The organism is Pseudobythopirellula maris (assembly GCF_007859945.1).
Classification (GTDB): domain Bacteria; phylum Planctomycetota; class Planctomycetia; order Pirellulales; family Lacipirellulaceae; genus Pseudobythopirellula; species Pseudobythopirellula maris.
Genome location: NZ_SJPQ01000003.1, coordinates 52,391 through 65,373 on the forward strand (window position 1 = coordinate 52,391; position 12,983 = coordinate 65,373).

At 62.7% G+C, this 12,983-nt stretch carries 5 protein-coding genes; 2 read left to right on the forward strand and 3 right to left on the reverse strand.

The window, feature by feature from the left end; genetic code table 11:
* Positions 1-111: 111 nt before the first annotated feature.
* Together Mal64_RS13140 and Mal64_RS13145 are read right to left on the reverse strand one after the other, a co-directional pair.
* The gene (locus Mal64_RS13140) at positions 112-2,007 is read right to left on the reverse strand and encodes an ABC transporter ATP-binding protein (RefSeq protein ID WP_146400988.1); all 1,896 of its coding nucleotides are present in this window, start codon (positions 2,005-2,007) and stop codon (positions 112-114) included.
* A 754-nt stretch (positions 2,008-2,761) separates the two neighbouring features.
* Positions 2,762-3,742 carry an SUMF1/EgtB/PvdO family nonheme iron enzyme gene (locus Mal64_RS13145; protein WP_146400990.1) on the reverse strand — a complete coding sequence of 327 codons (981 nt, stop codon included), beginning with the start codon at positions 3,740-3,742 and terminating at the stop codon, positions 2,762-2,764.
* Positions 3,743-4,066: 324 nt separating this feature from the next.
* Between Mal64_RS13145 and Mal64_RS13150 the strand changes: the two genes are divergently transcribed.
* Both Mal64_RS13150 and Mal64_RS13155 read left to right on the forward strand, forming a co-directional pair.
* Positions 4,067-7,888 carry a PKD domain-containing protein gene (locus tag Mal64_RS13150; RefSeq protein WP_146400992.1) on the forward strand — a complete coding sequence of 1,274 codons (3,822 nt, stop codon included), beginning with the start codon at positions 4,067-4,069 and terminating at the stop codon, positions 7,886-7,888.
* Positions 7,889-8,342: 454 nt separating this feature from the next.
* Entirely contained in the window at positions 8,343-10,073 is a 1,731-nt protein-coding gene (locus Mal64_RS13155) for a hypothetical protein (protein ID WP_146400994.1), read from the forward strand.
* Positions 10,074-10,548: 475 nt separating this feature from the next.
* On the opposite strand, the gene Mal64_RS13160 is transcribed toward Mal64_RS13155, so the two are convergent.
* Positions 10,549-12,945 carry a family 43 glycosylhydrolase gene (locus tag Mal64_RS13160; RefSeq protein WP_197525740.1) on the reverse strand — a complete coding sequence of 799 codons (2,397 nt, stop codon included), beginning with the start codon at positions 12,943-12,945 and terminating at the stop codon, positions 10,549-10,551.
* Positions 12,946-12,983 lie beyond the last annotated feature (38 nt).

Here is a 12,983-nt window from a genome sequence, read left to right on the forward strand (position 1 = left end):
AGCATATTCATGCGATTTTCACACTAAACAGCCGTTTCTTCGCCATGAGATGCACGGCCGGCTGCCGAGAATGGGCGGAAATGCAGTGCGACGACCCCGCCGGGTCGTCATCTACAGCGCCGCCCCCGCCTCCATCGCGTCGCGTTGGCGTGTGACCATTTCGCGGTAGGGACCCGGCCGCGCCATCAGCTCTTCGTGGGTCCCCAGTTCGGCGATGCGGCCCCCCGACATCACGACGATCGCGTCGGCCGTCGCCACGGTCGAGAGCCGGTGGGCGATGACGAACGTCGTGCGGGTGTGCATCAGCTCTTGCAAGGATTGCTGGATCAGTTGCTCGCTCTCGCTGTCGAGGTTGCTCGTGGCCTCGTCGAGGATCAATATCCGTGGGTCGGCCAAGAGCGCCCGTGCGATCGACAGCCTCTGGGCCTGGCCCCCCGAGAGCTTCACGCCGCGCTCGCCGATCCGCGACGCGTAGCCGTCGGGCAGCTCGCTGATAAAGCCGTGGGCGTTGGCGTGGCGGGCCGCCTCCTCGACCTCGTCGTCGCTGGCGTGGGGCCGGCCGTAGGCGATGTTGTCGCGGACCGAGCCGTCGAACAGGAACACCTCTTGCTGAACCACGCCGAGCAGGCGGCGGTAAGAGTCGAGCTTCATGTCGCGCAGGTCGACGCCGTTGAGCAGCACGCGACCCTCGGTCGGGTCGTGGAAGCGGGCCAGCAGGTCGGTGACCGTCGTCTTGCCGGCGCCGCTGCGGCCGACCAGCGCCACGACGCTCCCCTCCGGAACGGTGAGGTCGAAGCCATGGATCACCGGCTCGCCGGGGTTGTACTCGAACGTGACCCCTTCGAAGCGGATCTCGTCCACGCGGTGGGGCGCCTCGCGGGCGTCGGGGCGGTCGGGCTTGTCGGTGGGGCTCTCCAAGACCTCGAACACCCGCTCCATGCCGGCCAGCGAACGCTGCATCTCGCTGAACGAGTTGACGATCTGCCAGACCGGGTTGAGCAGCATGAACGTGTACCACTGGAAGGCCATGATGTCGCCGATCGAGGCGTCGCCCGCCAGTTGCAAGAAGCCGCCGTACCAGATGATCACCACGTTCACCGCCGCCAGGATCAGCGCCCAGCTGCTCCACAGCACGATCTCGCGGGTGTGGGCGAACAGCTCCTTGCGGGCGATCGTGTGCCGGCCGGTGAGGAACTCGGCCAGCTCGCGGGTCTCGCGCTGGAACGAGCGGACCACCCGGATGCCGCCGAAGGTCTCGCTCACCCGGGCGTCGATCTCGGCGTTCTCGCGCCGCATCGAGCGGTAGATCGGCCGGATCCGCCGGGTGACCCACAGGCTCACCAGCAGCGCGGGCGGGATGACCGTCATCGCCGTGAGCGCCAGCCGCCAGTTCACCGCGAACAAGATACCGACCGCCACGAGCAGCCGGATCGCTGAGACGGTCGGCGAGATCACGGCCAGCTGCATCAGGCCGGTGGTGCGGTCGATGTCGCCGCTGAGGCGCGAGATCACGCCGCCGGTCTTCATGTCGGTCAGCTCGCCGAGCGGCAGCCGCAACAGCCGGTTGAACAGCAGCTTGCGCAGGGCGAGCACCATCCGCACGTTGAGCAGCCGCTGCTGGCAATTCTTCCCGATGTCGATCACGCGGTCGAGCAGCACCACGCCCAACAGCGCCAGGCCGGCCAGGTGGAGCCTGGTCAGCCGCTCGGCGCGGGTGAGTCCCTCCTTGAGAAGCACGTCGTCGATGACGTAACGCGTGAAGAGCGGCTGGGCGACTTCGAGCGTGGCCACGGCGAGCGCGGCGAGCAGCATCAACGCGATCGTCCGCCGGTGCGGCCAGACCCACGAGGCGTAGTGCCGCAGGTAGCGGCGGCGCACTTCCTTGTCGGGCCGGGGCGGCTTCGTGCCGTCTTGGCCCTTTTCGGGGGCGTAGGCGTGGGCGTCGCCGGCGCGGTACTTCTCTCGGAACTCTTGGAAGCGCGAGCGGGAGGTGGCGGGGCGTGGCAAGAGGCTGGGTCGTGGCGGGGCAGGGCGGGGCAGGGGGAGGGAGGGATTATACCGTCCGCTCGGCGTCGGGCCACTTTTGGCGACGCGTGGCCGTCCTGTAGGGAACGCCCTCTGCGGCGTTCCGGACCCCGGCGGGAGAGCGTGTGCCCGGCGCCGGAACGCCACGGAGGGCGTTCCCTACAGGGCCTTAGTGCCTTGCGGGGCCTTTGGCGCTCAGTGCGATCTCACCGAATGATTCGATCGCTTGATGAGAGCGCCCCGGCTCGACCAATGCGTTGCCCGGCCGCACGACGAGCCCAGTCGCCATGCCCGCCTCGGCGGCGGCGTCGAGCTCGGCGTTCCCGAACGACTTGTCGGATAGGCATCCTTACCAAGGAGCCCGCGCTTTATGTCGTGGGAATCGTTTCGCCGATACGGTCGTATTCGCGACAAGGAGGCTGGTCGCCAATTGACCCAGGACGACGCCTCATATGCACTTACCGGTTCGGCCAGACCAGCGTAGAAGTTTCACTCCGAACGCTGTTTGCGAAACGCATTAAACCGCGTCGGTTGTCTAGGCCGCTGCGACTTAGCGATTCGGCTTGGGCGCCGAAGTTGAGGCAACCTCGGCGGGTTAGGAACCTGCCTAATTGCACGACAAGTCTTTTCGCAGAGACACCTCAGCGGTTTCGCAACGCGACTCTACGTGGCGAAAATGTGAAGCGCAAGAGGGCTAGAGCACCAAGGGCCCTTCACTAAGAAACGCAGCCTAACCTCACCTCCGCTTCATCAGCCCAACGGCTGCCAAAGCCCCCATCAGCAACGAACTTGGCTCAGGGACGGTTGCCACGCGAAAACCGACGTGGATGCCCTCGCTCGAGGGGTTGATCTCGCCCCCGAAGTCGGCCCGCAGGTTGCCCGAGTTGCTGACCCACGAACCACCCCGCAAGCCGCGGAAAGAAGAACTAATGAACGCCTCGTTCAACTCCCACACGTTACCGTTCTGGTCGAAAGTGCCGTAGGGGCTCGCGCTAGCGAGACCTGCTGAGCCGACCGTCGTTACGTTACCGTTCTGGCCGTTCCAAACCGCGACCTCATCGTAGTTCGCAACGCCCACGCCCGGGTTGCTGATGTCGCCCACGCTGTCGGCCGTGGCGATCGTCGGCACGCTGTCGCTGCCGGTCGCGTAGTCGAAGTAGTCGCCCGCCGTGCCGGCGGTGGCGTCGTGGTAGGCCGCCTTGTACCACTCGTCTTCGCTCGGAATCCAAAACTTGGCGTCCGCCGAGCGGACCTCGTCCAGGCCGCTGCCGATCGTGTAGGCGCCGGCCTCGGTGTTGCCGGCGCCTTGGCCGTTGTGCAGCCAGTTGGTGAACCGCATCGCGTCGAAGAACGACACGTAGTTCACCGGCTTGTTGTCCATGTTGGGCTTGGTGGCGTAGGTGTAGCTCCCCGGCGCGCCGCTGCGGGTGATCCCGCCGCGGGCGAATCTGCCCATGTTCGGGTTGTAGAGCGTGGGGTCGGCGCCGCCGAAGCTGTCGGTCGCGGCGACCGCGTTGAGGAACATCGTGTACTGGGCGTTGGTGACTTCGGTCTTGCTGACCGCGTAGTTGTACGAGACCGCGCCGAAGCCGGTCTCGGGGTCGGCCGCATTGCCGGCGTTGCCGACGTGGGCGAAGTCGAACGCGACCGTGCCGGCCGCAGCGGGCAGGGCCGCCGTAGCGGCCAGCAGCAGGGTGGTAATCAAGGCGCGGATCATTGGGACGATGCTCCCGTTCGCGGTGGGGGGTCAAGCCGATTGATGGTCCCCGAGAGTATAACCAAGCGCCCCCCCCCCCCGTGGGTAGCGCCGCCGAGAAAAATGGCGTGAATAATGCGTAAAGGAGCGGGGGCGTTACCTGCGTCGGTTGGACCACCCGTTCGCTGGACTGGCGGCAGGCTATCTGTGGAGCACCCGTCCGAGATAGACGAGTTGAGCATCGTCGGCTAATATCGGCAGTGGAGAATAAGATGCGTGCAGACGTTGCGGACGTTTTTCTCAGGTTTATTCGTTCTTTAGCATAAGTAATACGAGAAATCTCACATGGCACGCCGCCGCACTCTTTCGAAGAGGATTGAACATCTTGAGCGGCGCGAATTGTTGTCTGCGACGGTCTTCGAGCACGACGGCATCGCGTATTTCTTGGACCAATCCGATCCAGGCTTCGCCCGCTACGATATTGCCTCTGAACAGTGGATCGCCCCGATCGACTTGACCAGTGCTAGCGGCCTGCCGACCGCGGCTCACGCCGACGACGAGGGCCTTTACGTGGCCTATGGCAAGTCGGTGTATCGGTATGGCCTTGATGGCTCTGATCAAACGCCGGTCATTAACACACAGTACGATGTCCGACGGATCCACACGGACGGCGACCTCTTGTTCGTAAATCACAGTACCGGACTCTACGCCCGCGTCGTGAGCCTCGACAAGGCAACGAACACTGTGATTGACACGATGGACAGCTACATCGATTCGATCTACGGGTCTTCGATCGATACCGAATCGAACCGGATCTTTGGCCGCACCAGCGGAGTTAGTCCGTCGGATATCACGTACGTCTCTTACTCGGATTCTGGTGACCTGTTGGCTAACGCTGGCAGTCCCTATCACGGGGACTACCCCGGAGCGAGCCAGACCTGGGTATTCGACGACCAATCGAAGGTTGTTGATAGTTCGGGAACGATCTACACGACGGCGTTGCAGTATGCGAACAGCTTTGGATCCAGTGTGACCGACATCGACTTCGTCGGTGGGCAGGTTCCCATCGTCCTGTCCGGCTCGACGCTCACGGCGTACTCCGCCGGGATTCTACCGACCGGTTCGGCAAGCGTAGGCGGATCGCCGAGCGATTTGTTCGTGAACGACACGAGTGCGATCGTGTTTGAGGCGGTCGCAGGCGGCTGGAGCGAAACCGTCGTCCCACTAACCTCCCTTAGCGCACCAGAGCCCGGCGAGCCAGTGTCGCCCATCGGGCTCCCCTTCACACCAGACAAGATCGAGATCGCGGCTAATGGGACGGTGCTCTTGTTCAGCAAGCAGCACGCCAGCATTTTCCGCTACGATGCTGCGGGGCAAGTATGGGGTGAGACGATCCCGGTAGTTGGCTCGCCTCTTCATATGACTTATTCATCGGATCTCAATGCAATCTATCTGTCTTACGACACGGGCTTGATTCGTAAGATCGATCTCGATAGCGAACTACTAGCGGCGGAACCCTTCGCCACGCTTCCGTCACGGCCGCACGGGATTTCCGCTGCGGGTGATCTCTTATTCGCAGCAGACCCTTCGGGCGCGTGGGAAAGCCACTACGTCATCGGATCTGATGGGGCTGTTCTTGCGAATAAGGAGTGGACTCATGCATCGGCCGAGTATGTTTGGAGCGATGCGACTCGCCGGATGTATTACTTCACGCAATGGTCGCCGCGTGATCTTGAGTATGTCGAGATCGGAGGATCGGGTTCGTTCGGAGCGGTGCGTGAAGCGCCGCAGCACAGCAGCGCGGGGTTTACTTTCCCGATTCGGGTCTCGCCCGACGGCGGAGTGGTTGTTCTGGGCTCTGGGGTGATTCACGACGGCTCAACGCTCGCACGCCTTCCGCAGGCATTGGGCAACTCGGTAACCGACATCGCTTGGCTGGGAAGCGACACGCACACGATCCGCACCATCGGAGGAGTTGCTCAGCTGCAAACATGGTCGGGTACCAACTGGGGAGAAAGCAACGTCGCGCAGCTCTCCGGCGCCGCCGTCTCCCTCACCACCGTCGGAGAAAACCGACTCCTCGCGATCACTACCGACCCGAATGGCGTTCCCAAGATGACAGTCGTGGACGAGACGCTTGCTGTCGTTCCCAAGCCAACGCCGGTAGCCATCGCGGGGGAGGACGTTCGCGTCGATCTCGGATCGTCGATCACCCTCGACGGGTCGATGTCGTTCGACCCGGACAACAGCCCAGGCGGGCTAACCTACCAGTGGGCACTTGCCGAAGGCCCCGGACCAGCGACATTCGGCGACGACGAGGCCGCTGAGACATCCTTTAACGCCGAAGTGGCCGGTGTCTACTACGTCGATCTGACGGTCAGCGACGGGCAATACAGCTCAACGGATACGGTAGCGGTCACCTACCGCCTCAACCTACCGCCGATCGTCGATACAACCGGGTCGGCTCTCAGCGGCGTCGCGCAGCGGCCTGCAGTGACGCTCACGGCAGCCATGACGACCGACCCCAACAACGACCCGCTCACGTACACCTGGAGCGTGATTGACGCTCCCAACGACGCGGTGTGGGCGCTCGGTTCCTCGACCGGGCCAATCGCGTCTCTGGCCACGGATACGCCTGGCGACTACGAAGTCCAAGTGACGGCGAGCGACGGCGTGCTACGAGACAGCTCAGTGCTAACCGTGACGTTTGCGCAGAACGCTGCCCCAACGCCCGACGCGTCTCTTAGCGATCTTACGGGGGTCGCGGGTCGACATGCCGCGAGGCTCGACGCGGGGGCGAGCACAGATCCCGAGGGCGATCCTCTCACTTTTAGCTGGGAGGTCATCGACGGCCCCGACCTATCGGCCACCAGCTTGAGCGGCGCGACATCAACTGTCGCGAGCTTCGCCGCGACCGTCGCGGGTGTCTACGACGTGCAATTGACCGCCAACGATGGGCTTGCAAGCGAGTCCGTCGTCGTCCAGGTGCGTATCGACGAAAACCAGAAGCCAACGGCTGACGCGTCGCTTTCGGTTACCGAGGTCGTGTTCGGCAGCGGTTCTGTACGTCTTGATGGCACGGCAAGCTTCGATCCCGATGACTTGTCGATCTCGTACGCATGGCGTGTGGTGGCCAGCAGCAACGGTTCGCTGCCAGTGGTCTCGTCCTCGACGCGGTCGATTGCTTACCTACACCCGGTAGAACCGGGGCAGTACGCGGTTGAGTTGCAGGTCAGCGACGGCGCCTCTTCAGATACGGATTTCATCATTGTGAACGTGATCGGGAACCAAGCCCCGACAGCTGATGCGTCTGCATCGGACACCGTTGTTGTCGAGGGGAACCACGCCACACTCGACGCCCGTCGCAGCGCTGACCCGGACGGCGACCCACTCGCCTTTAGTTGGACCATCGTAGCCAGCTCTTCCGAGACGCTGCCGACCATAGACGACGCCGACAGCGAGACGGCCAAGCTGCTCCGCCCCACTAAAGGCACGCACCTCGTTCAACTCATAGTCAGCGATGGCATTGCGAGCGATGAAGACTTTGTCCTTATCACGACGCGTGAACGTTACCACCATGCATGGACCGGGGACTTCAACGGCGACGGCTGGGTCAATGCTGCAGACTTCACCTTATTTCGTGACATGCGTGACTCGGCTGTGGTCCCGTACACCTACGCCGACGCCACGGGCGATGGCTGGATTGACGACGCGGACTACGCGATGTGGCGTGCCTCGTATGGCGACAATCCGGGGGCGGATGCCGACGCCGCCCGATTGCTGGCGGCTAGCTCACCAAGTTTGCTTAGCGAAACAATCACGGATGCCGACTCAGTGACGCTGGAGCCGACTCGTGACGTAGCGACCCTTACGGCCGAATCGGTCGACGAAACCTTGCGTATGCCGCAAGCCGATGTCACGTCGGCTGGGGGGCGGTCGAGTTATCGCGGTAGAGTTCGTTCGCCACTAGCGCAGGCGCTCGTTCCAGCCCCGTCTAGTGATAGTAATCTCCTGCTGGCGATCGACGCCGCCGTGGTTGCGATAAACGATGAAGCCTCGCCGAATCAATGGGACTTCAGCGACGAGCAACGAGATAGGCCGGTGACGACCGAAGACGCCATACTGGAACCAATAGCGTTTGAGGCGGCTTTTGGCAGTCGGCAGTAGCGGTAGGCATGCTGAACGGAAGTGCCGTCGGTTGGACCACCCGACCGTTGGGGGGCGCTCCCGCTATCTGCAGAGGTCCCCTTTGGCCGCGGACACCGCTACGAGTTCGCTTCGACGCTAGCTCAGCGAAGATGAGGCGCCCGATGACCGTTTGGCCACATGCTAGAGACGCGTGTTGCTGAGGCTGGTGCGGCGATTGGTCAAATCAGGGTGGGTTGCGTGTACGACCTGCTTCGGGAGTCGTTCTGCCCTGCTCACAGGTCCAAAACATGGGCTCCTCAGAAGGCCACTTCGAAAGAGAAATTTGCGGGTCCAAGCCAGATTGCTTAAACTCTCCCCAGCCTTGCAGACTCCGACGTGGTGGCTCGTGCACCAGATCAAAATGGGGCAACTTCGACAACCGTAGATGGCACAGCTGATGAATAGTATCACACTACGCGATCAGCATCGAGACATGTTGACTATGACGCGGCTTCTGCTCGCGGTGTTTGCGTTGAATACCGCCGCGAGTGTTGCGGCGGAGCCGATTACGCGTTTGCTAATAAATCGGCGTCTATCGACCAACGGAATTGAGATTACACCGGACGGAAGCCACATTGTATTTTGGGAGATTGGGCCGCCCGGCGAGCGGCGAGGCGACTTGCTCGCCATGCCGATCGACGGCTCTGAGCCGCCGCGCGTGATCCTTGAGGCAGAAGACTTCACGCGGTCGATCGTGGCCCGTCCGGGCAACTACGAACTGCTGATGCTGCCAGACAGCAACCGTGTTCTAGCGGCTAATCCGGTGAACCCGCAGATGGGCAATCAGCTGTTTAGCGTGGCGGTCGACGGCAGCGGTGCCGTGTCAATCTCGCCCAGGCCGCTGGGCGGCAACTTCTTCTCTTGGGAGCTATCGCCCGATGGCTCACGGGTTCTCTACTCCAGCAACTTCTTCTCCGCGAACTACGGCATCTACACGGCGCCGACCGATGGATCGGGTGCCTTCACGCTACTCGCTCCGCCAGATGCCGACACCGGCGGCGGTGAGTTCCTGCCCGATGGCCAATCGGTCGTATACGTGAAACGCAACCAGCTGGTGGTCGAGCCAACGGACGGCGGTGCGGAGCTCGAAATCGGCGACCTGCCCGCCGACGCGGCATTCCTAAAGGTGACGCCGGACGGTCGGTACGCCTCCTTCGGTCGCGGAGAGCTCTACCAAGCGGATCTAACGCGCCCTGATTCGATCGAGCGGATCGACATGTTCGGCAACGCACGTACTATCCCAAAGATCTCGGGCGACGGCACAGCCGTTGTGTTCCCTGACAACTCCGTCGATTTGTATGCAAAGACCTTGGCGAATGACACGCTGGTCCTCTTAACCGAAGGCGTCGGATCGGTGGGAGGACCCAACGCTGAGGTGCTTATTGGCGATCGCGTTGCCTTCGCCTCGGGGACGCAGCTGTACTCGCAGAATCTCGCGGGAACCGACCTGCGGCAGTTCACCACCACGCCGCAGTTCGACGAGTATCAATCCACTACACTGGGGCGCATCGCTTCGGCCGGCGACGGCGAGACCGTCCTGTTCGTCGGCGAGTTCAACGCCGATCGACGCGCCGAGCTATTCGCCGCGCCACTCCTTGGCGGCGAGGCGACGCAACTCAGCGACACCGCCCCGTTTCTCGCCAGTTCATCAGATACCAGGATCGGACCGCTCGAACTCGTGGCGGACAATCAGGTGCTGTTCGGCATACTGTACGGCGTCCGATTTAGCAACGAGGCGACGAACCTATTCACGGTGCCCGTCGACGGCTCGTCCGCGTCGCGTCAGCTGACCTTCTTCCCCGACGACTTCCGCATTAGTGAGCTTGAAGTCTCTCCAGACGGTCGCTGGGCTGTGTTCACGGTAACCGACTACGACGCGCGCTTCCCCGACTTCGGCGACACGCCACGCGAGGCGATGGGCGTTTTCGCCGTCGAAGTTGAGACCGGGATCGTCACACCGCTTTCAGCCGGCATGACCGACGTCTATGTGGGTGACATTCGATTCATTGGCGATACCGGTCAAGTCATGTTCGGCATCTACAACAGCCAGGATCAGACCACGAGCTTGATGGTGTCGAACCTGCTCGCGATCCCCGAGCCACTCGGTTTGGCGATGGCGTTGTCTGCGGCAGCCATCGTTGGGGCGGCAGTTCGGCAACGGTAGCTTATGGCTTGTCGGCGAGGAGGAACCGAACCTTGTTGGTTGGGTAACGGATCCCCCCCGTTATTCTGGTTGCCGCCGTCTGCGGTCTCTTCGATCTTATCGGACCCCAGACACCGCGACCGACCGACTCGCGCCGGGTGCCACCCGAATCCTGAGTCGGGGTGCGTGACCTCAACAGGATGTGGCTCCCGCAACCTGCCGAAGGTGGACCACCCGTTCGCTGGACTGGCGGCAGGCTATCTGTGGAGGTCCCGTCCGACTCGGGGAACCGCTGCGACTTCGGGCCTTGCCGAACTCGCTGAGAGTGAGGCAACCGCTGGGGGTTTCACGAGTGGCGGGAGGCCGGTGGTGAGGAGGCTTCGACTGGCTTCTTGCAGTTCAGCCATTGGCGCCAGCGGCGATTCGCTACCTGTGGGCAAGCCAATCCGCCCAGCAGTCTGAGGCATGTCCGCCTCGATAGACGCGGGCCATTCCTCTACCGCGGTTCAAGGTCCACGTAGGTTGGATCGTTGCGTTCGGCAACGATCCGGTCGTCTCTTAGCTTCAGTTCGACGACCTGGATCGATGACCGCCGTTGCTCGTACCCGTCCTTTGTCGCGTCTTCGCCGACTCGGCCGGGGTGCGTGAAGTAATAGAGATAGGCCCTATTCTTGGAAACGATCACGTCGCCATGGCGGGCGGTCGTGGTGTCGTCGGTCCCAACGCCGCTGCCGTGGGGCATCAGCGGGCCGCCCGGCTGTTGGATCCAATCGATGCCGTCGTCGGATCGAAAGGTCTTGAAGCCCCGGCCGTCGCAGAGAATCATCCAATCCGCGCCCTTCCAGTGAAACATGGCGGGGCCCTCGCCTTGGGTCGACAGCACTCTTTGAGGCTCAGACCACCGCCTCAGGTCGTCGCTTTCGAGGAAGTAGAAGGTCGAGGCGTGGTTGGATGGGTCCTTGTAGTAGAGCCGCCACGCGCCCTGTGGCGTGCGAATAGCTTCCGCGTCGTAGCTGCCAACAGGCAGGTCGAAGGTGTGGTCGACTTTCCAATTGCGGAGGTCATCGCTAGACAGCTGAACGATGTAGCCAGGAACCTTGCCCCAGCTCTCGGCCACGCCAGCCTGGATGCTTAGGAACAGGCGCCAGGCGCCGTCGTCACCGCGGACGATGTCTGGCGCCCACAACGTGGCGTTGCCGCCGCCGAGCTCTTCCGGCAAGCGGGGGATGTTGGCTGTGCCGACGTAGGACCAATGGGCGCCGTCCTCTGACTCCGCGATGCCGATCTTGGTCTTAAAGACCCAGCTGACGCCGGGCAGCTCGGTCTCGGTGGAGCGGCGATTGGTGTAGAACATCCACCACTTCTTGACGATCGGGTTCCACACGATGCAGGGGTCGGCCGCTCCATCGTAAACCGGGTCGCGGAAGAGGGGCTTAGGCGCGAGGGCGCCGGATTGGTAGCGGAAGTTATCGAAGCGGGTCGTCCCGCTCCCCGTGGCCACCAGCCCCGCACGCAACGCGTAGAAGCTGCGATGGTTGTTGTGGTGCATGCCAGAGACGTCGAGGTGATCGACAAGGGTCTCCCACTCACCGCCGTCCTTGCTGACCTGCAGGGTGCAGAGGTCTTCCTGGTTGATGATCTTGAGGAAGAAGTTCTTGCCGAGCTTGTTCTCGAAGGTCTCGCTCTCGGTGGCGTCCTTGTGAACGGTGAGGCTCGATTCGTCTGCGGTCACTCCCGCGAACACGCTCTCTCGGTAGTAGAGAATCAGACCGCCCGCTCCCGCTTCCCCCAAGTCGACCTCTACCTGGACCTCGTAGTGGTGGTCGGGAATGGTGACGAGCATCTTGCGGCCGTTGGCGGGGGACTCTCCCCTGCCGCGTAGGAAAAGGCTTCCCTCCTTGAGCTCGATGGCGTTGCGAGGGTAGCGGCCCCAGAACGACCACAGCAGGCCGAGCTTGTCAGCGGAGAAATCATCAGACGGGTCGACCGGCGAGACCTTGGGGCTCGCCGGCAATGGCGGACGGTCCTCGTCGAGCGTGAACCAGCCGTCGTCAGTCCACTTGATCGGGTCGATGAGGGTGTGGCGACCGAGGGTGTGAGCGGCCCGCTTGTACCCGTGGTAGACGATCCACCAATCGTTGTGGGTATCGCACACCAGGGTCCCGTGCCCTTTGGACCACCAAGGCTCTTCCGCTGAGTGCGTGCGGACGATCGGGTTGTAGGGCGAGTTTTCCCACGGGCCGTCTACGTTTTTTGAGCGGGCCGAGACCACCATATGGCTGGTCGGTGGGCCGGCCGTTCCCCCCTGGGCGCTGGTCAGGTAGTAGTAGCCGTCCTTGTAGTTGAGCTTGGGCGATTCGAGGTAGAAGCCCTCGGTTTTCCATTCGCGTGGGTAACGCCAACCCTTGTAGACGGTCGTCAATTCGCCCTCGGTGGAGAGACCGTCGTCTGCGAGGGGGATCATCGTTCCAGCGCTGAGGTGGAGAAAACGTTTGCCGTCCTGGGCGACCACGTGGCCGGGGTCGATACGCTGCGTCTTGAGGTCGATGGGCGGGCTCCACGGGCCACGGATGTCGTCGGCCCAGATGACCCAGTTGGAGCCCGAGGCGGGGTAGTAGATGTAGTAGCGGCCGTCGTGCTTTACCAAGTCCGGCGCGTAAGCCGAGCCCCGGATCTCGGTGTGGGTGCGGGCGAGCGGTTCCCAGTTGGCGAGATCGGTAGAACGCCAGATGAGAAAACCGGGAGAATAAACGAAGGGCGAGTGAGTCATGTAGAACTCCTCGCCATCCCGGATGATGGTGGGGTCCGGAAAATCACCGGGGAGGATCGCCCTGGGGTATTCCGCCGCGACCAACGACGAGGAGGCGAGCAACAGGAGCACGAATATCAGCATCGGTTTCATCTCTGTAGTTCGTCTCACGAGAAGAGGTG

Bases quoted from the DNA above. Each gene is read 5' to 3' on its own strand.
- Mal64_RS13145 (WP_146400990.1), bottom strand. From the start codon at position 3,742: ATGATCCGCGCCTTGATTACCACCCTGCTGCTGGCCGCTACGGCGGCC.
- Mal64_RS13150 (WP_146400992.1), top strand. From the start codon at position 4,067: ATGGCACGCCGCCGCACTCTTTCGAAGAGGATTGAACATCTTGAGCGG.
- Mal64_RS13155 (WP_146400994.1), top strand. From the start codon at position 8,343: ATGTTGACTATGACGCGGCTTCTGCTCGCGGTGTTTGCGTTGAATACC.
- Mal64_RS13160 (WP_197525740.1), bottom strand. From the start codon at position 12,945: ATGCTGATATTCGTGCTCCTGTTGCTCGCCTCCTCGTCGTTGGTCGCG.